The 19,387-nt window shown below is 74.1% G+C and carries 18 protein-coding genes; 4 read left to right on the top strand and 14 right to left on the bottom strand.

The genetic code is table 11. From position 1 onward, the window contains the following. Positions 1 to 20: 20 nt before the first annotated feature. Positions 21 to 1,787 carry a 2-isopropylmalate synthase gene (gene leuA, locus ACZ7JZ_RS03305; RefSeq protein WP_470932663.1) on the bottom strand — a complete coding sequence of 589 codons (1,767 nt, stop codon included), beginning with the start codon at positions 1,785 to 1,787 and terminating at the stop codon, positions 21 to 23. Positions 1,788 to 2,177: 390 nt separating this feature from the next. On the opposite strand from leuA, the gene ACZ7JZ_RS03300 reads away from it, so the two are divergent. From ACZ7JZ_RS03300 to ACZ7JZ_RS03290, 3 genes are all read left to right on the top strand, one after another. Further along, positions 2,178 to 3,239 (top strand): M4 family metallopeptidase, encoded by a 1,062-nt coding sequence (locus ACZ7JZ_RS03300; RefSeq protein WP_470932661.1) that lies wholly within the window; start codon positions 2,178 to 2,180, stop codon positions 3,237 to 3,239. 19 nt (positions 3,240 to 3,258) lie between these two features. Then, the gene (locus ACZ7JZ_RS03295) at positions 3,259 to 3,528 is read left to right on the top strand and encodes a protealysin inhibitor emfourin (RefSeq protein WP_470932659.1); all 270 of its coding nucleotides are present in this window, start codon (positions 3,259 to 3,261) and stop codon (positions 3,526 to 3,528) included. A gap of 68 nt (positions 3,529 to 3,596) precedes the next feature. Next, entirely contained in the window at positions 3,597 to 4,463 is an 867-nt protein-coding gene (locus ACZ7JZ_RS03290) for a GNAT family N-acetyltransferase (RefSeq protein WP_470932657.1), read from the top strand. 80 nt (positions 4,464 to 4,543) lie between these two features. Here ACZ7JZ_RS03290 and era read toward each other — a convergent pair whose 3' ends face one another. From era to ACZ7JZ_RS03275, 3 genes are all read right to left on the bottom strand, one after another. Next, positions 4,544 to 5,497 carry a GTPase Era gene (era, locus tag ACZ7JZ_RS03285; protein WP_470933365.1) on the bottom strand — a complete coding sequence of 318 codons (954 nt, stop codon included), beginning with the start codon at positions 5,495 to 5,497 and terminating at the stop codon, positions 4,544 to 4,546. A 980-nt stretch (positions 5,498 to 6,477) separates the two neighbouring features. Beyond that, positions 6,478 to 7,848, bottom strand: a complete 1,371-nt coding sequence (locus ACZ7JZ_RS03280) for a beta-xylosidase (protein ID WP_470932655.1) — start codon at positions 7,846 to 7,848, stop codon at positions 6,478 to 6,480. A gap of 175 nt (positions 7,849 to 8,023) precedes the next feature. Next, positions 8,024 to 9,079: a GlxA family transcriptional regulator gene (locus ACZ7JZ_RS03275; protein WP_470932653.1), complete on the bottom strand. Its 1,056-nt coding sequence runs from the start codon at positions 9,077 to 9,079 to the stop codon at positions 8,024 to 8,026. A 93-nt stretch (positions 9,080 to 9,172) separates the two neighbouring features. On the opposite strand from ACZ7JZ_RS03275, the gene ACZ7JZ_RS03270 reads away from it, so the two are divergent. Further along, positions 9,173 to 10,468 carry an MFS transporter gene (locus ACZ7JZ_RS03270; protein WP_470932651.1) on the top strand — a complete coding sequence of 432 codons (1,296 nt, stop codon included), beginning with the start codon at positions 9,173 to 9,175 and terminating at the stop codon, positions 10,466 to 10,468. Between the two features lie 48 nt (positions 10,469 to 10,516). Here the strand turns inward: ACZ7JZ_RS03270 and ACZ7JZ_RS03265 are convergent, their stop codons facing one another. From ACZ7JZ_RS03265 to ACZ7JZ_RS03220, 10 genes are all read right to left on the bottom strand, one after another. After that, positions 10,517 to 10,870, bottom strand: a complete 354-nt coding sequence (locus tag ACZ7JZ_RS03265; protein WP_470932649.1) for a cytidine deaminase — start codon at positions 10,868 to 10,870, stop codon at positions 10,517 to 10,519. Positions 10,871 to 11,203: 333 nt separating this feature from the next. Then, complete coding sequence (locus tag ACZ7JZ_RS03260) at positions 11,204 to 11,557, bottom strand: MmcQ/YjbR family DNA-binding protein (protein ID WP_470932647.1); 354 nt, start codon at positions 11,555 to 11,557, stop codon at positions 11,204 to 11,206. After that, on the bottom strand, positions 11,554 to 12,855 hold the full coding sequence (locus tag ACZ7JZ_RS03255; protein ID WP_470932645.1) for a hemolysin family protein: 1,302 nt from the start codon (positions 12,853 to 12,855) through the stop codon (positions 11,554 to 11,556). Before ACZ7JZ_RS03255 ends, ACZ7JZ_RS03260 begins: the two co-directional genes overlap by 4 nt. Then, positions 12,852 to 13,355 (bottom strand): rRNA maturation RNase YbeY, encoded by a 504-nt coding sequence (gene ybeY, locus ACZ7JZ_RS03250; RefSeq protein ID WP_470932643.1) that lies wholly within the window; start codon positions 13,353 to 13,355, stop codon positions 12,852 to 12,854. Before ybeY ends, ACZ7JZ_RS03255 begins: the two co-directional genes overlap by 4 nt. Positions 13,356 to 13,367: 12 nt before the next feature. Beyond that, positions 13,368 to 14,390, bottom strand: a complete 1,023-nt coding sequence (locus tag ACZ7JZ_RS03245; protein ID WP_470932641.1) for a PhoH family protein — start codon at positions 14,388 to 14,390, stop codon at positions 13,368 to 13,370. A 136-nt stretch (positions 14,391 to 14,526) separates the two neighbouring features. Next, positions 14,527 to 15,642 carry a PfkB family carbohydrate kinase gene (locus tag ACZ7JZ_RS03240; protein ID WP_470932639.1) on the bottom strand — a complete coding sequence of 372 codons (1,116 nt, stop codon included), beginning with the start codon at positions 15,640 to 15,642 and terminating at the stop codon, positions 14,527 to 14,529. Positions 15,643 to 15,896: 254 nt separating this feature from the next. Continuing rightward, a complete protein-coding gene (locus ACZ7JZ_RS03235) occupies positions 15,897 to 16,802 on the bottom strand; it encodes a ribonuclease Z (protein WP_470932637.1) in 906 nt (301 codons plus the stop codon). A 6-nt stretch (positions 16,803 to 16,808) separates the two neighbouring features. Continuing rightward, complete coding sequence (locus tag ACZ7JZ_RS03230; protein WP_470932635.1) at positions 16,809 to 17,168, bottom strand: histidine triad nucleotide-binding protein; 360 nt, start codon at positions 17,166 to 17,168, stop codon at positions 16,809 to 16,811. A gap of 85 nt (positions 17,169 to 17,253) precedes the next feature. Next, positions 17,254 to 18,000 (bottom strand): 16S rRNA (uracil(1498)-N(3))-methyltransferase, encoded by a 747-nt coding sequence (locus ACZ7JZ_RS03225; protein WP_470932633.1) that lies wholly within the window; start codon positions 17,998 to 18,000, stop codon positions 17,254 to 17,256. Then, complete coding sequence (locus ACZ7JZ_RS03220; protein WP_470932631.1) at positions 17,997 to 19,073, bottom strand: nitronate monooxygenase; 1,077 nt, start codon at positions 19,071 to 19,073, stop codon at positions 17,997 to 17,999. The genes ACZ7JZ_RS03225 and ACZ7JZ_RS03220 overlap by 4 nt, the downstream gene beginning before the upstream one ends. Between the last annotated feature and the right edge of the window lie 314 nt (positions 19,074 to 19,387).

Genomic DNA, 19,387 nt, shown 5'->3' with positions numbered 1-19,387 from the left:
CGTACGGGGTCCGGCGGGGCTCAGCGGCCGGCGCGGTTGACCGCCGAGATGACGGCCTTCAGGGAGGAGCGGGTGGTGTTGGCGTCGATGCCGATGCCCCACAGGACCCGGCCGTCGATGGCGCACTCGATGTACGAGGCGGCCTGCGCGGAGGCGCCCTCGCTCATCGTGTGCTCGGAGTAGTCCAGCAGGCGGGCGTCCACACCGATGGCGGCCAGGGCGTCGAAGAAGGCCGAGATCGGGCCGTTGCCGGTACCGGACAGGACGGTGTCCGCGCCGTCCACGACCGCGTCGACGGTCAGGGTGTCCGTACCGTCCTTGTCAGTGGTGGTCTGGCCGGAGCGCAGCTGGATGCGGCCCCACGGGTCGGCGGGGTTGGGCAGGTACTCGTCCTGGAAGACCGACCAGATCTGCTTGGGCGTGACCTCGCCGCCCTCGGCGTCGGTCTTGGCCTGGATGATCCGGGAGAACTCGATCTGCATCCGGCGCGGCAGGTCCAGCTTGTGGTCGTTCTTCAGGACGTACGCGATGCCGCCCTTGCCGGACTGCGAGTTGACGCGGATGACGGCCTCGTAGGAGCGGCCGACGTCCTTGGGGTCGATGGGCAGGTACGGGACCGCCCACTCGATCTCGTCCACCGTCTTGCCCTGGGCGGCCGCGTCGGCCTCCATGGCGTCGAAGCCCTTCTTGATGGCGTCCTGGTGGGAGCCGGAGAAGGCGGTGTAGACCAGGTCGCCCGCGTAGGGGTGGCGCGGGTGGACCTCCATCTGGTTGCAGTACTCGGAGGTGCGGCGGACCTCGTCGATCTGGGAGAAGTCCAGCTGCGGGTCCACGCCCTGGGAGAACAGGTTCATGCCCAGCGTGACCAGGTCCACGTTGCCGGTGCGCTCGCCCTGGCCGAACAGGCAGCCCTCGATGCGGTCGGCGCCGGCCATGACGGCCAGCTCGGCGGCGGCCACGGCGGTGCCGCGGTCGTTGTGGGGGTGTACGGAGATGCAGACGTGCTCGCGGCGGGTCAGGTGGCGGGCCATCCACTCGAAGCGGTCCGCGTGGGTGGAGGGGGTCGAGCGCTCCACCGTGGCGGGCAGGTTCAGGATGATCTCGCGGCCGGGGCCGGGCTGCCAGACGTCGCAGACCGCCTCGCAGACCTCCAGGGCGAAGTCCAGCTCGGTGTCCGTGAAGATCTCCGGGCTGTACTGGTAGCCGAAGACGGTGTCGTCGCCGAGGATCTTCTCGGCGTACTCCATGACCAGGCGGGTGCCGTCGACGGCGATCTGCTTGATCTGCTCCTTGGAGCCGCGGAAGACCACCCGGCGGAAGGTCGGGGCGGTGGCGTTGTACAGGTGCACGGTGGCGCGCTTGGCGCCGCGCAGGGACTCCACCGTGCGCTCGATCAGGTCCTCGCGGGCCTGGGTCAGCACGGAGATGGTGACGTCGTCCGGGATCGCGCCCTCTTCGATGATGGAGCGCACGAAGGCGAAGTCGGTCTCGCCGGAGGACGGGAAGCCGACCTCGATCTCCTTGAAGCCCATGCGGACCAGCAGGTCGAACATCTCGCGCTTGCGCGCGGGGCTCATGGGGTCGATCAGGGCCTGGTTGCCGTCGCGCAGGTCCGTGGAGAGCCAGCGGGGGGCCCGGGTGATCCGGGCGTCCGGCCAGGTGCGGTCCGGGAGGTCCACCTGCTCGTACGCGCCGTACTTGTGGATGGGCATTCCGGAGGGCTGCTGCGTGTGGGTCGCGCTGGTGATGGGCGTGGGGCGACCGGCGTAGCTGTACTGCTGGCTCATGCGTAGGGCTCCTCGTATGTCCGCGTGTGGCTCACTGGGACGGCCGACGGGGTCGTACTGCCTCTTCTGGGAGGGAGGCGCAACACCAGACTCCGCGGGGAGGGGGTCGGCCTACGACTACAGACCCTCGCCGCGGCAGCTAAGGAGAAGCAGCCCGAAACGCATGATGGGCCGCAGCCTAGCCGGACGCGGCGAGAGGTGCGCGGCCGTTCCAGTATGCGGGACCACATTTCCGATCTGTCCGGAATGTGACCTATGCCGCTCGGTCCGGACTGGAGGTCAGGTGGATCCGTCAACGCGTCCGCGCGGCTTTCAGACAAGCGAATGAATCATGTTCGCAGGTAGTGACAGCGGCATTACCCGCTGCCACATTGCTGTCGCATGGATGCCATGGCTGCTGCCCTCCACCCCGTCTTCTGCACCATCGTGCCGCCGCACCTGCTGGACCGGCTCGCCCAGTCCGACAACCGGCTCGTCGCCGACCCCGCACGCCGCACCCTCATCGCCGACGCCTCCCTGCGCACCACCCGGCGGCTCAACACCGTCATCGGCGTCCCGTCCCCGGACCCCGCCGACCCGGCCGGCGAGCGGCCGAAGCGGACCGTCCACGACGCGCGGAACGGGCTCGACCTGCCCGGCGAGATCGTCCTGTGCGAGGGGGACACCCCCGGCCGGGACGCCACGGCCAACCGCGCCTACGCCGGCCTCGGCGCCACCTTCGAGCTGTTCCGCGACGCCTTCGGGCGGGTCTCGATCGACGGCGAGGGCCTGCCCCTGACCGCGACCGTGCACTACGACGAGAACTACGGCAACGCCTTCTGGAACGGCGAGCAGATGGTGTTCGGCGACGGGGACGGGGAGATCTTCCTCGACTTCACCCTGCCCGTGGACGTCATCGCCCACGAGCTCGCCCACGGGGTCACGCAGTACACCGCGAACCTGACCTACTTCGGCCAGCCGGGAGCCCTCAACGAGTCCATGTCGGACGTCTTCGGCTCCCTGGTCAAGCAGCACGTCCTCGGGCAGACCGCCGCCGAGGCCGACTGGCTGATCGGCGCCGGGCTCTTCGCCCCCGCCGTCGAGGGCACGGCGCTGCGCTCGATGAAGGCCCCCGGCACGGCGTACGACGACGACGTGCTCGGCAGGGACCCGCAGCCCGCGACCATGGACGACTACGTCACCACCGGCCGGGACAACGGCGGCGTGCACATCAACTCCGGCATCCCCAACCACGCCTTCTACCTGCTGGCCACCGCCCTCGGCGGGCACGCCTGGGAGCGGGCCGGGCTGATCTGGTACGACACCCTGACCGGCGGCGAACTGGGCAAGCGGGCGAACTTCGCCGAGTTCGCCCGGCTGTCGGCGGCGGCCGCCCGGGCCCGCTTCGGGGAGGGCGAGGAGGTACAGGCCCTGCTGAAGGCCTGGTCCCAGGTGGGTGTGCCGGTGCCGTAGGCACGGTAGAACAGCACCCATGCGTATCGAAGTGCGGCGGACGGGCGGTTTCGCGGGCATCGAGCGGCGGGCCGAGGTGGACACCGCGGGCCGGGCCGATGCGGACGAGTGGGCGGCGCTGGCCGAGCTGGCGCTGCGCCCGGCGCCGCCCGGCCCGCACTCCGGCGGGGTCCGGGACGGGTTCTCGTACCGGATCACGGTCGACGGGCGGACCGTCCACTGCGCGGACCCGGACCTGACCGAGCCGCAGCGGGCGCTGGTCAGCCGGGTGCTCAAGGAGGGCGCCTGAGCCCTCCCCCGCCCGGGAGCCCGCAAAAGAAGGTGCTCGACCAGGCAGGTCTTGCTTGGATGCCCCGGGTGACCCTTCTGAACACCGACCGAGCCGATGAGCAGGCCCTCCCGCAGGCCGTCGAGCAGTACTACGACACCGTCCCGCGCACCGGCGGGGCCCGGGCCGAGGACTTCGGCCCGCTGACCCTCTTCGTGCAGGAGGGCCAGGGCTGGCAGTACTACGCCCGCCCGACCCTGGGCGCCACGGGGCCCGTCACCGCCGCGGACGTCGCGGCCGTCCTGGAGCGGCAGCGGGAGCTCGGCGTCCCCGAGTCCTTCGAATGGGTGGCGGAGACCACCCCCGGCCTGCGGGCCGCCGTGGAGGAGGCCGGGCTGCACGTCCACGCGCACCCGCTGATGGTGCTGGACCCGGCGGCCGGCCCGGCGCCCGCCCTCCGGGACCCGGACGTCACCGTACGGCTGCTCGGACCGGCGGACCCGGACCTGGCGGCCGCCCTGACCGTACCGGCCCTGGCCTTCGGGGACCCCGGCACCGCCCGGGGCCCGGCCGGCCCGGCGGAGCTCGCCGCGGCCCTCGCCGAGGCCCGCGTGCAGGACCCCGCGGACGCGCGCTTCGCCCACGTGGTCCGCAAGCTCACCGACGGGCGCACGGCCCTGGCCGCCGCCTTCGGCGGGGACGGCACGGCGCTGTGCGCGGGCCAGTACAACCCCGTGGCCGGGGTGGCCGAGATCGTCGGCGTGGGCACCCTGCCGTCGGCCCGCCGGCGCGGCCTGGCCCTGGCCGTGACCGCCGCGCTGGTGGCGGACGCCCGCGCCCGCGGCACGGAGCTGGTGTTCCTGTCGGCCGGCGACGAGGACGTGGCCCGCGTCTACGCCCGCGCCGGGTTCCGCCGGGCCGGCACGGCCCTGATCGCGGAACCGCCCGCGGCCTGAGCACGCGGAAGGCCCCCTCACCCGCCCGGATCCGGGTGGCGAGGGGGCCTTCCGCACGCGCGGGGCCGGGGCCCGCGGGCTCAGAAGCCCAGCTTGCGCAGCTGCTTCGGGTCCCGCTGCCAGTCCTTGGCCACCTTCACGTGCAGGTCCAGGAAGACCGGCGTGCCGAGCAGCGCCTCGATGTGCTTGCGCGACTTCATGCCGACCTCCTTCAGGCGCGAGCCCTTCGGCCCGATGATGATGCCCTTCTGGCTCGGCCGCTCGATGTAGACGTTGGCGTGGATGTCGAGCAGCGGCTTGTCGGCCGGGCGGTTCTCGCGCGGCAGCATCTCCTCGACGACCACCGCGATCGAGTGCGGCAGCTCGTCCCGCACGCCCTCCAGGGCGGCCTCGCGGATCAGCTCCGCGACCATCACCATCTCCGGCTCGTCCGTGAGGTCGCCCTCCGGGTACAGCGGGGGGCTCTCGGGCAGCAGTGGGGCGATCAGGTCGGCCAGCAGCTGCACCTGCTTGTCCCCCACGGCCGAGACCGGGACGATCTCCGCCCACTCGATGCCCAGCTCGGCGCCGAGCTGGTGGATCGCGAGCAGCTGCTCGGCCAGCGCCTTCGAGTCGACCAGGTCGGTCTTGGTCACGATGGCGATCTTCGGGGTCTTCTTGATCGCGGCCAGTTCCTTGGCGATGAACTTGTCGCCGGGGCCGAGCTTCTGGTCGGCGGGCAGGCAGAAGCCGATCACGTCGACCTCGGCCCAGGTGGTGCGCACCACGTCGTTGAGGCGCTCGCCGAGCAGGGTGCGCGGCTTGTGCAGCCCGGGGGTGTCCACCAGGACCAGCTGGGCGTCCGGGCGGTGCACGATGCCGCGCACGGTGTGCCGGGTGGTCTGCGGCCGGTTGGAGGTGATCGCGACCTTCGTGCCCACGAGAGCGTTGGTCAGGGTCGACTTGCCCGCGTTGGGGCGGCCGACGAAGCAGGCGAAGCCCGCGCGGTGCGGGGTGGTCGTGGACGAGGGGGAACGATCGCTCATGCGGGCCATTCTCCCCGATGCGGCCGCGCGCGCCGACACGTACCGCCGGGCGGGCCTCCACAGCCCCGCCGGGAGGAGCAGGAGCAGGGCGGCCGCGGCCCCCGCCGCCCCCCAGTTCCCGGTGGTCAGGGTGGTCGCGGCCCGGTCCCCGCTGTCCCGCGCGCGGGCGGTGACGGTGAGCTCGACCCGGTCCAGGGCGGGCAGCCCGGTCCAGCGCTCGGCCAGCCGTACGTGCGCTCCGGGCAGCAGCTCGGCGGGGAGGCGGGCGGCGGGGCGGTCCAGCAGCTCCCGGCCGAGCAGGCCCTCGGCGCGCAGGGCCGCGCGGGGCTGCAGGGTGACGTTGCCGAGGTTGCGCAGGGTGTACGAGACCAGGGCCGTGCCGGAGCCCTGCCGGGAGACCGCGAGGTCCTCCACGGCGAGCATCGGGGCCGTGGGCCCGGCCACCCGCAGCAGCACCCGGGCCGCCACGGCCCGGCGGACCCCGATGCCGCGGCCGGGGGCGGCGGCCGGGGCGCCCGCGGCGGGTTCGAGGCGCTCGTCCAGGGCGACGACCGCACCGGGGTGGTCGCCCGGCTCGGCCCGGTCGGGGACCTGGACGGTGAAGGGCACGTCCACGGCGGAGCGCGGGGGCACGGTGACCCGCTCCTGCGCCAGCCGGGTCCAGGCCCCGACCCCGCGCCGGGGCTCCTCGGGGCCGCGGACGGCGAAACCGCCGTCGCGCGGGGTGTTGTAGGCGTCGGCGGCGTACAGGCGCAGGGCGAGCGGGCGGGCGGTGCGGTTGGTGACGGTGACCCGGTCGGCGGCGGTCCCGCCCGCGGGGGCGGCGAGGTGGAAGTAGGGGCGCTGGGCGATCCGGCTGGCGGCGGGCTGTACGGCCCACTGCCCGTTGTCGGCGGCCGCGGCGGGGGCCGCGCCCGCCAGCAGGAGGAGGGGGGCGAGGAGGGGCGCGAGGAGTCCCGCGGCCAGGGCCGCGGCCACCCGGCTCCGGCTCACGAGAGGGTCAGGGTCAGGACCGCGCTGTAGGCGCCCGGGGCCGTGTACGGCGGGACGTCCAGGGACACCTCCGCGTCCACGGTGAACTCGCCGCCGGCCAGGTCCGCGTCCGGGGTGCCCGCCAGGGTGGCGCCCTCGGCGCCCACGGGCCCGGGGGTACCCGCCGCGCAGGTGCTGGGGCTGCCCCCGGCGGTGCGGCAGACCGGGGTCCAGCTGAGCCGGGCCCCGTCGATGCGCCCGCCGGACGGGCCGGTGAAATCGGTGAGGCGGCCGGTCAGCGACCAGCCCGCGGGCCCGCCGCGCGCGTCCTTGACGGTGACGGTGCGGATCCGGCCGGTGGCCCTGCCGCCCTCGCCGTAGGGCACCGGGCTCAGCGCGACCTCCTCCCCCGCCTGCTCCATGGACAGGGCCCCGGGGAGCACGTCGAGGCCGATCCGCTGGGTGCCGGGCGGCAGCGGTACGGGCTCCACGACCGTGTAGGCGGCCGGGCCCGAGCCGGTCTCCGCGGTCCAGGCCGGGCCCTCGTGGGCGAGGACGGCCGTGGTCGCGCGGTCCCCGATGCGCAGCTCGGCGGTGAAGGCCCCGCGGGCGTCGGCGGTGGCCGCGGTCCGGTCCCCGGTCGCGGCGGCCCCGGCCCGGCCGGCCACGGTGACGGCGGCTCCGGGCGCGAAACCGGATCCGGTCACCCGTACCGTGCGGCCGGGCGGTCCGGCGGCGGCGGACAGGGCCACGGCGCGCAGGTTGGCCCCGGGCTCCGCCGCGGCCGTGATCCGGCGGGAGACGGGGGGCGGGGAGCCGGGGTCGGGCGTGCAGGGGGTGTCGAGCTCCACGAGGTGGCTGGTGTGGAGGGTGTAGTCGCCGGGCGTGAGGGTGATCTCCCCGGGTCCGGTGACGGTGAAGGTGCCCGTCATGGCGAAGGCCGGGAAGGCGGCCCGGCCGGGTACGGGGGCGTTGCGCCTGGGCCCGGTGACCGTGACCGCGCCCTGCTGGGCCCCGCCGAGGAGGATCCGGCCGCTGGGGGTGAGCACGTCGGCGGGCAGTTCGGCCTCGAAGGGGTTGCCGGCCGCGGTCCGGGTGACCTGGTAGGTGACGGTCACGGTGTCGCCGACCCGCGGGGCCGGGTTGTCCACGGTCAGGACCGCGGCGGTGGGGCCGTCCGCGGGCGGCAGCCCGGCCTCCTGGGGCGGGGTGCAGTGCGTGGGGAACTCCACGGCGCCGGCCTCCGGGCCCGGCCCGGGGGCGTCCGCGGCCCCGGCGGGGGCGGCGAGGGCCCCGCCCGCCGCGGCGAGGACGAGGGCGCCCAGGACCGCGGGCCAGCGTCCGGTGCGGGCGGCGGCCCCGCGGGCCGCGCGCGTGCGTCCAGCCATCGCATCCCCCTCGGTCCAGCCGGTCCGCCCGGTCCGCGCGGCCCGCGCAGGGGGCCATTCACGAGCGGCCGGGGGAAGAAGTCAAGGGAGCCGCGGCCCACCAACTGATGACCCATCAGATATTGGCAGCCTCGGCGGGCGGTCGGGCGCCGGGCGCCGCCGCGCCGCCGGGAGCTCAGGCGGACCCGGCCTCGCGGAAGGTCCGCCGGTACCCCGTCGGCGTGACCCCGAGTGCGGCCTGCAGGTGCTTGCGCATCGACTGCGCCGTCCCGAACCCGGCCTCGGCCGCGACCCGGTCCATGGGCAGGTCCGTGGACTCCAGCAGGTGCCGGGCCCGGTCGATGCGCTGGCGGACCAGCCACTGGCCGGGGCTGAGCCCGGACTCCTCCCGGAACCGCCGGGTGAAGGTCCGTACGGACATGGCCTCCCCGCGGGCCATGTCGGCCAGCCGCAGCGGCTCGTGGAGCCGTTCGAGCAGCCGGCCGCGGGCCGCCGCGGTACTGGCGAGCTGCGGCTCGGGCACCGGGCGCTCGACGAACTGCGCCTGGCCGCCGTCCCGGTGCGGGGGCACCACCGTGCGCCGGGCCACGTCGTTGGCGACCGCCGCCCCGTGGTCGCGGCGCACGATGTGCAGGCACAGGTCGATCCCGGCGGCCACCCCGGCCGAGGTGAGCACGTCCCCGTCGTCGGTGAACAGCACGTCCGGGTCCACGCGCACGGCAGGGAAGAGCCGCTGGAAGTGCTCGGCCGAGGCCCAGTGGGTGGTGGCGCGGCGGCCGTCGAGCAGGCCCGCGGCGGCGAGCACGTACCCGCCCGTGCAGATGGACACCAGCCGGGTGCCGGGGCGCAGGTGCGCGAGGGCCGCGGCGAGCGGCTCGGGCAGCCGGCCCTCCTCGTAGGCCGGGCCGAGCTCGTACGAGGCGGGGACGACCACGGTGTCGGCGGTGGCGAGCAGCTCGGGGCCGTGGCCGACGGTCACGGCGAAGTCCGCGTCGGTGGGCACGGGTCCGGGGGCGAGACCGCAGGTGAGGACCTCGTACAGGGGGCGGTGGGCGCGGTCGCGGGCCCGGCCGAGGATGCGGTGCGGGATGCCCAGCTCGAAGGGCAGCAGGCCGGGCAGGGCGAGCACGACGACCCGGTGCGGGACGGGGGCCGCCGTCCCTGCGGCGGTCACCTCGGCGGTCGCTCCGGCAGTCGCTCCGGCGGTCGATTCGGGGGTTGCTTCGGCCATGCCCGCATCGTACGGCGGCGGCTGGCCCGATCGTAGCGAAGGCTGTCCCCCCGGCCACTCGAAGGGCCGCGGCCGCCCGGCGAACCTGTCTGCGTGACGCAGACGAGCACTCCCCCGGACCCCCGCACCACCGGCCCCCGGCCCGCCCGCCGCCGGATCCACCGCGCCTGGGCGGTGGCCGCCGCGGCCTTCGTGACGATCATCGGCGCGGCGGCCTTCACCTCCCTGCCGGGCCTCCTCATCACCCCGCTGCACGAGGAGTTCGGCTGGTCGCGCGGGACGATCGGCCTCGCCGTCTCCGTGAACCTGGCCCTGTACGGGCTCACCGCCCCCTTCGCGGCCGCCCTCATGGACCGCTTCGGCATCCGCCGGGTGGTGGCCCTGGCCCTGACCGTCATCGCCGCCGGGTCCCTGCTCACCGTGACCATGACCGCCGCCTGGCAGCTGCTGCTGTACTGGGGGGTGCTGATCGGGCTCGGCAGCGGGTCCATGGCCCTGGCCTTCGCCGCGACCGTCACGAACCGCTGGTTCACCGCCCGCCGCGGCCTGGTGACCGGGATACTCACCGCCGCCGGGGCCTCCGGCCAGCTGGTCTTCCTGCCGCTGCTGTCCTGGCTGGTCGCCGAGCACGGCTGGCGCCCGGCGAGCGTGACGGCGGGCCTGGCGGCCCTGGCCGTGGTGCCCTTCGTCTGGCTGCTGCTGCGCGACCACCCGGCCGACGTGGGCCTGGCGCCGTACGGGGCGACGGAGGCCGTGCCCAAGCCGGAGCCGGTGCCGGGGGCCGCGGCCCGCGCCCTCTCCGTGCTCTTCCGGGCCGCCCGCACCGGGCCCTTCTGGCTGCTGGCAGGCGCCTTCGCGATCTGCGGGGCCTCGACGAACGGCCTGGTCAAAACCCATTTCGTACCCGCCGCCCACGACCACGGGATGGGGGTGACGGCGGCCGCCGGACTGCTCGCGGTCATCGGTGTCTTCGACGTGGTCGGCACGGTCTGCTCGGGCTGGCTGACCGACCGCTTCGACTCGCGGCGGCTGCTGGCCGTGTACTACGCGCTGCGCGGGGTCTCGCTGCTCTTCCTGCCGGTGCTGCTGGCCCCGGAGGTGCGCCCGCCGATGCTGCTCTTCGTCGTCTTCTACGGGCTGGACTGGGTGGCCACGGTCCCGCCGACCCTGGCGCTGTGCCGGGAGGCGTACGGGGAGGACAGCGCGATCGTGTTCGGCTGGGTGCTGGCCTCGCACCAGGTGGGGGCCGCGCTGGTGGCCTTCCTGGGCGGGGCGGCCCGCGACGCCTTCGGCTCGTACGACGTGGTCTGGTACGCGGCGGGCGGGCTGTGCGCCGCGGCAGCCCTCATGTCGATGGTGGTACGGACCTCCCGGCCGGCCGCGGCCTGATCCACGGCCGGGGCGGGCCCGCCCCGGCGCCGGTACGGGCCCGGTTCCTCAGCCCGCCGGGGTGGTGGACTTCAGGGTGCCGTCGGGGGCGGCGAGGAGCACCGGGGTGGCGGGGCCGCCCAGGTCGCGGACGGCGGCGCGGTCGGCCTCGGCCGGGGCCTCGGCGGCGCTGACGACGGCGGCGGCCTCCAGGGACTGCGCCCCGCTGGCCACGGCCATGGCGACGGCGGTCTGGAGGGCGCTGAGCTTGAGGGATTCGAGTTCCACGGTGCCGGCGACGTAGGTGCGGCCCGTCTCGTCCCGTACGGCCGCGCCCTCGGGGACGCCGTTGCGGGCCCGGGCGCTGCGCGCCAGCGTGATGATCTTGCTGTCCTCGGGGGCGATCCCGGTGCTCTCGGTCATGCCCGAAGCATACGGAGGGCGGCGAAATGGAGCGCCTCGGCCCGTCCGCTCGCGCGGCCGGGCCGAGGCGCTCTCCCCTCCATCCCCCTGCTTGCACGTCCGGCGGGGCCGGATGGGCCGGCGGCTGCGGACCCCGGGTCCGACCGGCGCCGACGACGGCCCGCGCGAAGGCCCTCGCGCCGCACCCGGCGGCATCGAAGGATCTTGCTTGGCAGAAGCAAACCAAGACTAAGCGAAAGATCCCGGTGGTCCAGCGGCCCAGCCCAATCGTGACCTTCGACCGGATCACACTCCGGAAGGGGTCCGGCGCACCGGCCCCCGGGGCCCGGAGGGTTACGGACGGTCCAGGCGCAGGCGTTCCGCTTTCGGGAGTCCGGCGACCACGAGGTCGTAGGAGTCCTCGATCAGCTCGCGGACGACCCCGGCGGGGAGGCCGTCGACGGTGACGGTGTTCCAGTGCCGCTTGTTCATGTGCCAGCCCGGTGCGACCGCCTCGTACTCGGCGCGCAGCTGTACCGCGATCTCCGGGTCGCACTTGAGGTTCACGGTCAGCGGGGAGGAGTCCAGGGCGGACAGGGCGAACATCTTGCCCAGCACCTTGAAGACCGAGGTGCGCTCGTCGAAGGGGAACTCCTCCACCGCCGCGTTGAAGCCGAGGCAGAAGCTGCGCAGCTCCGCGGGGGTCACGCGCCCGCCCCAGCCGGTTCCGTTTCGGGCTCCGGCTCGGCCAGCACCGTGACGATCTTGTTTCGGCGGCCGGCCGGGGACTCCGCGGTCAGCCGCAGCCGCCGCCCGTCCGGCAGCTCGACCACGGCCGTCGCACCCGCAATGGGTACCCGGCCCAGGGCCTTGGCCAGGAGGCCGCCGACCGTCTCCACGTCCTCGTCGTCGAACTCGTCGAGCCCGAACAGCTCCCCGAGGTCCGTGATGTCCAGACGGGCCGTCACCCGGTAGCGGCCGCCGCCCAGTTCCTCCACCGGGGGCAGCTCCCTGTCGTACTCGTCGGTGATCTCGCCGACGATCTCCTCCAGGATGTCCTCGATGGTGACGATGCCGGCCGTACCGCCGTACTCGTCGATGACCACGGCCACGTGGCTGCGGTCCTGCTGCATCTCGCGCAGCAGGTCGCCGGCGTTCTTCGTGTCCGGCACGAAGGCGGCCGGGCGCATGGCGGTGGAGACCGGGTCGGCCTCGGCGTCGCGGTTGATGTGCGTCTTGCGGACCAGGTCCTTCAGGTACACGATCCCGACGATGTCGTCCTCGTTCTCCCCCGTCACGGGGATCCGCGAGAAGCCGGAGCGCAGCGCCAGGGTGGTCGCCTGACGGACCGTCTTGTACCGCTCGATGCAGATGAGGTCGGTCCGCGGGACCATCACCTCGCGCACGAGGGTGTCCCCCAGCTCGAAGACGGAGTGCACCATCCGGCGCTCGTCGTCCTCGATCAGGGACTCCTGCTCCGCCAGGTCCACCATCGCCCGCAGCTCCGCCTCGGAGGCGAACGGCCCCTTGCGGAAGCCCTTTCCGGGGGTGAGGGCGTTGCCGAGGAGGATCAGCAGCTGCGGGACGGGGCCCATGATGCGGGCCAGCGGCAGCAGGACGTACGCGGAGGCCGTGGCGGTGTTCAGGGGGTGCTGGCGGCCGATGGTGCGCGGGGAGACGCCGACGGCCACGTACGAGACGAGGACCATGACGGCGATGGCGACCAGCAGGGCCTTCCAGGTCTCGTCGAAGGCGTCGAGGCAGCCGTACGTGACGAGTACGGCGGCGGCCATCTCGCAGGCCACCCGCACGAGCAGGGCGACGTTCAGGTACCGCGTCGGGTCGGAGGCCACCTGCAGCAGCCGGGCGGCGCCGCGCCGGCCGGCCCGTACGGCCTCCTCCGCCCGGAAGACGGAGACGCGGGCGATGCCCGCCTCCGCGCAGGCCGCGAGCCAGGCCACGACCAGCAGCGGTACCGCCCCGGCGATCAGCTGGCCGAGGCTCACGAGACCGTGGGGGCGGGCGAGGGACCGGTCAGGCCGCGCTCGGCCCGCCAGCCGTCCACGATGGCCGCCTGGAGGCCGAACATCTCGGCCTTCTCGTCCGGCTCCTCGTGGTCGTAGCCGAGCAGGTGCAGCACCCCGTGGACCGTGAGGAGCTGGAGCTCCTCGTCCATGGAGTGCTGCGTGGGCGCGTCCTCGCCCTGCTTCTTGGCCACCTCGGGGCAGAGCACGATGTCGCCGAGGAGCCCCTGCGGGGGCTCCGCGGCCTCGTCGTCCTTCGCCGGCGGGCGCAGCTCGTCCATCGGGAAGGACATGACGTCGGTCGGTCCGGGCAGGTCCATCCACTGGATGTGGAGCTGCTCCATCGCCTCCGCGTCGATCACGATCACGGACAGCTCGGACAGCGGGTGGATCCTCATGCGGGTGAGCGCGTAGCGGGCGACGTCCAGGATCGCCTGCTCGTCCACCTCGGTACCGGACTCGTTGTTGACGTCGATCGACATGTGCTTCTCGAACTACTTCCCGTTGCGGCTGTCGTACTGCTCGTACGCGTCGACAATACGGCCGACGAGCTTGTGCCGGACGACATCCTGGGACGTGAGCCGCGAGAAGTGGACGTCCGGAACCCCGTCCAGGATCTCCTGCACCTGCTTGAGACCGGACTTGGTCCCGCCGGGCAGGTCGACCTGCGTCACGTCACCCGTGATGACGATCTTCGAATCGAACCCGAGCCGGGTGAGGAACATCTTCATCTGCTCGGGGTTCGTGTTCTGCGCCTCGTCGAGGATGATGAACGCGTCATTCAGGGTTCTGCCCCTCATGTACGCCAGCGGCGCGACCTCGATCGTGCCCGCCGCCATCAGGCGCGGGATCGAGTCGGGGTCGAGCATGTCGTGCAGGGCGTCGTAGAGCGGGCGCAGGTACGGGTCGATCTTCTCGTAGAGGGTTCCGGGGAGGAAGCCGAGGCGCTCGCCGGCCTCGACGGCGGGGCGGGTCAGGATGATCCGGCTGATCTGCTTGGACTGCAGGGCCTGGACCGCCTTCGCCATGGCGAGGTAGGTCTTGCCGGTGCCCGCGGGGCCGATGCCGAAGACGATCGTGTGCTTGTCGATCGCGTCGACGTACCGCTTCTGGTTGAGGGTCTTGGGGCGGATGGTGCGGCCGCGGCTGGAGAGGATGTTCTGCGTGAGCACCTCGGCGGGGGTCTCCGGGACGGCCTCCCCGCCGTCGGAGCCATTCGCCCTGAGCATGGCGATCGACCGTTCCACTGCGTCCTCCGTCATCGGCTGCCCGGTGCGGAGCACCAGCATCATCTGGTCGAACAGGCGCTGGATCAGCGCGACTTCCGCCGCGTCGCCCACGGCACTGATCTGGTTCCCCCGCACGTGGATGTCGGCGGCGGGGAAGGCGTTCTCGATCACGCGCAGCAGGGAGTCGCCCGAGCCGAGCACCATGACCATCGGGTGCTTGGCGGGGACGGTGAAGTGGGCTCGTGCCTGTCCCGGCGCGGGGATCCGGTCTGTGGGTGTCTGAGTCATGGGCCGGCTCTGTGGCCTGCACATACCTCCCGTTGTGAGGCCTCGCCGCTCGACGGCCTCTGTGATTCCAAGCGTACGACGCCCCCGGAGCGATTCCCGAGGGGTTTTCGGACCGCCCCCGGGGGCAGGAGCGGACTCAGGCCGAATTGCGGAACCCGATGGTGGGCACGGCGCGCGGCCGGGGGGCGCAGACCGTCTCGGGGGGCAGTAGGTCCTCCAGGAAGGCGTAGCGGTAGCGCAGCTCCCCGGGCACCGTGCGCCACCAGGCGGCCACTTCGGGCCACCCCGGGGCCGAGAGCGAACCGCCGAACTCCTGCACGGACAGGGCGGCCGTCAGCCCCGCGAAGGCGAGCCGGTCGGCGAGCGGCCAGCCCGCCAGGGTGCCGGTCACGAATCCGGCGACGTACACGTCCCCGGCGCCGGTCGGGTCCAGCTCCGCGACCCGGATCCCGGGCACCTGCGCGGTCTCCCCGGTCCGCCCGTCCACGGCGTACGAGCCCTCGGCCCCCATGGTCACGACGGCGATCGGCACCCGCTCGGCCAGGGCCCGGGCGGCTGCCCTCGGACACTCGGTGCGGGTGTAGCGCATGGCCTCGCCCGCGTTCGGCAGGAAGGCCTCGCAGTGCTCCAGGTCCCGGAGGCCGCCCAGGTCCCAGCGCCCGCTGTCGTCCCAGCCCACGTCGGCGAAGATCCGGGCCCCGCGGCGGGCGGCGGAGGCGATCCACTCCTCGCTGCGGCCCGGTGCGAGGGAGGCGACGGCGGCGCGGGCCCGCGGGGGGCAGTCGGGGAAGGGGCCGGGGCCGGCCGGGAGGGGGGCCTCGTGCCCGTGCGAGACCATCGTGCGCTCGCCCTCGTACGCCATGGAGACGGTGACCGGGGAGTGCCAGCCGGGGATGGTGCGGGACATGGACAGGTCGATGCCCTCGCCCTGCTCCAGGGCGTCCCAGCAGTACTCGCCGTAGTGGTCGTCGCCGAAGGCTGCGGCGAGGGAGGTGCGCAGGCCGAGGCGGGCCAGGGCGGTGGCCATGTTGGCCACGCCGCCGGGGCTGGAGCCCATGCCGCGGGCCCAGGTCTCCGTACCGCGGACGGGTGCGGTGTCCAGGCCGGTGAAGATGATGTCCAGGAAGACCGTGCCCGTCAGGAAGACGTCGCAGCCGGGGTCGTACGGGGCCCGTACGCCGCTGAGCGGGTCCAGTGCGGTGCGGACAGGGCGGACTGGGTGGATCGGCTGCTGTGCATCCCGACTGGTCACGATGGGCTCCCCGTCCCGAGGGGTGGTTTCTGCTGGGTCGAAAGCGCGGGGTGAGACCGCCAGCCCTGCCCGTGCGGGACCGGCTCAAACCCAGTGTGTCTCAGATCACCGCCGAATCGCTCCCTTCCCGGCTCCGCGCAGGAGTCGGCCCCCGTCCCGGGGGTACCGGGGCCCGCACCCACCACGCTCCCATGCCGCGGGCACCCCGCGCCCGCCGCCGGGGACCGCGGGGTGCTACTGCGCCATGTCCGCGCTCAGGACCGCTTGGGGAGCGGCACCCGCAGGAGGTCCTGGGCGACCGTGAGCTCCCCGTCGAAGCCTGCGGCGCGGGCCTGCCGCTCGAAGGGCTCGGGGTCGGGGTAGCGCTGCGAGAAGTGGGTGAGGACCAGGTGGCGCACGCCCGCGTCCCGGGCGACCCGGGCCGCCTGCCCCGCGGTCAGGTGCCCGTGCTCGACGGCCAGCGGCTCGTCCTCGTCGAGGAAGGTCGACTCGATCACCAGCATGTCGCAGCCGGCCGCGAGCGCGTCCACGCCCTCGCAGAGCCGGGTGTCCATGACGAAGGCGAAGCTCTGGCCCCGGCGGACCTCGCTGACCTGCTCGAGGGTGGTGCCGTTCAGCTCGCCGGTGCGCTGGATGCGGCCCACGTCGGGGCCCTCGATGCCGTGCTCCGCGAGGAGTTCCGGGATCATGCGGCGCCCGTCGGGCTCGGTGATCCGGTAGCCGAAGGACTCCACGGGGTGGCTGAGCCGGCGGGCCTCCAGCCGGTACGGGGGCCCGGCCGCCAGGGTCGCGTCCGCGGCCACCGGCTCCTCGCCGATGGCCACCGTCTCGCGGTAGGCGGTGGCGTGGCGCAGCCGGTCGTAGAACTTCTGGCCGCTCGCCGGGAAGTGGGCGGTGACGGGGTGCGGGACCCGGTCCAGGTTGATCCGCTGGATGACCCCGGCCAGTCCGAGCGAGTGGTCGCCGTGGAAGTGCGTGATGCAGATCCGGTTGATGTCGTGGGCGGCCACCCCGGCGCGCAGCATCTGCCGCTGGGTGCCCTCGCCGGGATCGAAGAGGATGCCCTCCCCGTCCCAGCGGAGCAGGTAGCCGTTGTGGTTGCGGTGCCGGGTCGGGACCTGGCTGGCCGTCCCGAGCACCACGAGTTCGCGTACGGACACGGTCGGCTACCCGGGCGGCCATGCGAGGCCGCGCCCGCCGAGGACGTGCGCGTGCGCGTGGAAGACGGTCTGGCCGGCGCCGGCGCCGGTGTTGAAGACGATCCGGTACCCGGTGTCCTCGACCTTGTCCCCGGCGGCGACGGCCTGCGCCTCGGCGAGCACGTCGGCGGCGACCGCCGGCTCGGCCGCGGCCAGCGAGGCGGCGTCGGGGTAGTGCACCTTGGGGATCACCAGCACGTGCGTGGGCGCCTGCGGGTTGATGTCGCGGAACGCGACCGTGGTCTCGGTCTCGCGTACGACCGTCGCCGGGACCTCCCCCTTGACGATCTTGCAGAACAGGCAGTCCGCCTGCGGTTCGCCTGCCATCGGCCTCGCCTCCCGTAGCGTTGATCGGTTACGCGCATGGTAGCCGCCCCGCTACGGGCCGCCCGGCCCGGTGGCCGGGGCCCCGTCAGGACCAGCGGCCGGTGCGGGACAGGAGGACCGCGGCGGCGGCCGTGCCCGCCGTGGAGGTGCGCAGGACCGAGCGGCCCAGGCGGTACGGGCGGGCCCCCGCCTGCGCGAAGGCCTCCAGCTCCGCGGGGGCGACCCCGCCCTCGGGGCCGACGACCACCACGATCGAGCCCGAGGCGGGCAGTTCGGCCGTGGCGAGGGCACCGCTGCCGGCCTCGCGGTCCTCGTGCAGCACCACCGCGAGGTCGGCCCCGGCGAGGAGCTGTACGACCTGCTTGGTGGACATCGGCTCGGCGACCTCGGGGAAGCGGACCCGGCGGGACTGCTTGCCGGCTTCGCGGGCGGTGCTGCGCCATTTGGCCAGGGACTTCGCGCCGCGGTCCCCGCGCCACTGCGTGATGCAGCGGGAGGCCTGCCAGGGCACGATGGCGTCGACGCCGGTCTCGGTCATCGTCTCCACGGCCAGTTCGCCGCGGTCGCCCTTGGGCAGGGCCTGGACCACGGTGATCCGCGGGGCGGGCTCGGGCTCCGCGTCCACCGCCCGTACGTCCACCACGAGGCGGTCCCTGCCCTCGGCGGCGGTGACCACGGCCTCGGCCCAGTCGCCGCGCCCGTCGGTGAGGACGAGCTCCTCGCCGGGCTCCAGGCGCTTCACGGAGACCGCGTGGCGGCCCTCGGGGCCGTCCAGGACGAATCCGGGCCCGGTGCCGGGCACCTTGTCCACCACGAACACGGGGGCCGTCATGACGCACTCCTCATCTGCAACGCACTCTGCGCCTCGGCCAGTTCGGCCGCAAGCACCTCCACCAGCTCCCCGGCGGGCAGGGCCCGGGCCAGCCGGTGGCCCTGCCCGGCCCACAGGGCCATCCCCTGCGCGTCCCCCGCCTCGGCGGCGGCCCTGCGCAGGCCGGTGGTCAGATGATGCACCTGCGGGTAGGCGGCCGGCGCATAGGGTCCGTGCTCGCGCATGAACCGGTTGACCAGCCCGCGGGCCGGGCGCCCGGAGAAGGCCCGGGTGAGCGCGGTGCGGACGAACAGCGGGTCCGTCATCGCCTTCTTGTGCACGCCGTCGGCCCCCGACTCCGGGCACACCAAGAAGGCCGTGCCGAGCTGCGCGGCCTCGGCCCCGGCGGCGAGCACGGCGGCGATCTGGGCCCCGCGCATCAGCCCGCCCGCAGCCATGATCGGCAGCGCCACGGCCTCGCGCACCTGGGCGACGAGCGACAGCAGTCCGATCCCGCTGCCGTCGGCCTCGGGGTCGTCGCGGTGCGTGCCCTGGTGGCCCCCGGCCTCGATGCCCTGGACGCACACGGCGTGCGCGCCGGCGGCCTGCGCCGCGCGCGCCTCCTCGGCGGAGGTGACGGTGACGGCGGTACGGGTGCCCGCCCGGGCGAGGGCGGCGAGGGTCTCGGGGGCGGGGCAGCCGAAGGTGAAGGAGACCAGGGGGACGGGGTCGTCGAGCAGGATCGCGACCTTGGCGTCGTACCCGTCGTCGGTGCAGGCGAAGACGTCCTCGCTGAGTGCGGTGGCGTACCAGTTCGCCTCGCCTGCGAGCTGTCCCCGGTAGGCCTCGACCTCGGCGGGGTCGACCTGCGCCTGCTGCGGGAGGAGGAGGTTCACGCCGAAGGGGCGGGCGGTGAGCGCCCGCAGCCGCTTGATCTCCTGGTACATGCCGTCGGCGGTCTTGTAGCCGCCGGCCAGGAATCCGAGCCCCCCGGCCTCCGAGACGGCGGCGGCGAGCTCGGGGCGCGAACCGCCGCCGGCCATCGGGGCCTGCACGATCGGATAGCCGAAGAGACCGTTCAGTGCGGAGGACATGAGCGCATCGTGCCATGTCCCCCGCACCGGTCCGAATCAGGGCATTCGTCTGGCATAGTCCGCCGGACGAAACCCGCCACGCACCGGCTCAGCGGCCGTTGGAGGCGTCCTTCAGCCGGGAGAACAGCCCCTGCTGCCCCGGCTGACTGCACCCACCCGGGGGGCCACCCCCGGACCCCCGGCAGGGCCCCCGCCGGGGATCACCAGCGGCCGTTGAAGGCGTCCTTCAGCCGGGAGAACAGCCCCTGCTGCCCCGGCTGACTGCACCCACCCGGGGGGCCACCCCCGGACCCCCGGCAGGGCCCCCGCCGGGG

Source organism: Streptomyces sp. NPDC038213 (assembly GCF_055600495.1).
This window is presented reverse-complemented; position numbering and strand designations above follow the sequence as displayed.

Bases quoted from the DNA above. Each gene is read 5' to 3' on its own strand.
- ACZ7JZ_RS03225 (WP_470932633.1), bottom strand. From the start codon at position 18,000: ATGACGGCCCCCGTGTTCGTGGTGGACAAGGTGCCCGGCACCGGGCCC.
- ACZ7JZ_RS03295 (WP_470932659.1), top strand. From the start codon at position 3,259: ATGCGTATCGAAGTGCGGCGGACGGGCGGTTTCGCGGGCATCGAGCGG.
- ACZ7JZ_RS03245 (WP_470932641.1), bottom strand. From the start codon at position 14,390: ATGACTCAGACACCCACAGACCGGATCCCCGCGCCGGGACAGGCACGA.
- ACZ7JZ_RS03265 (WP_470932649.1), bottom strand. From the start codon at position 10,870: ATGACCGAGAGCACCGGGATCGCCCCCGAGGACAGCAAGATCATCACG.
- era (WP_470933365.1), bottom strand. From the start codon at position 5,497: ATGGCCCGCATGAGCGATCGTTCCCCCTCGTCCACGACCACCCCGCAC.
- ACZ7JZ_RS03300 (WP_470932661.1), top strand. From the start codon at position 2,178: ATGGCTGCTGCCCTCCACCCCGTCTTCTGCACCATCGTGCCGCCGCAC.
- leuA (WP_470932663.1), bottom strand. From the start codon at position 1,787: ATGAGCCAGCAGTACAGCTACGCCGGTCGCCCCACGCCCATCACCAGC.
- ACZ7JZ_RS03275 (WP_470932653.1), bottom strand. From the start codon at position 9,079: ATGGCCGAAGCAACCCCCGAATCGACCGCCGGAGCGACTGCCGGAGCG.
- ACZ7JZ_RS03220 (WP_470932631.1), bottom strand. From the start codon at position 19,073: ATGTCCTCCGCACTGAACGGTCTCTTCGGCTATCCGATCGTGCAGGCC.
- ACZ7JZ_RS03230 (WP_470932635.1), bottom strand. From the start codon at position 17,168: ATGGCAGGCGAACCGCAGGCGGACTGCCTGTTCTGCAAGATCGTCAAG.
- ybeY (WP_470932643.1), bottom strand. From the start codon at position 13,355: ATGTCGATCGACGTCAACAACGAGTCCGGTACCGAGGTGGACGAGCAG.
- ACZ7JZ_RS03280 (WP_470932655.1), bottom strand. From the start codon at position 7,848: ATGGCTGGACGCACGCGCGCGGCCCGCGGGGCCGCCGCCCGCACCGGA.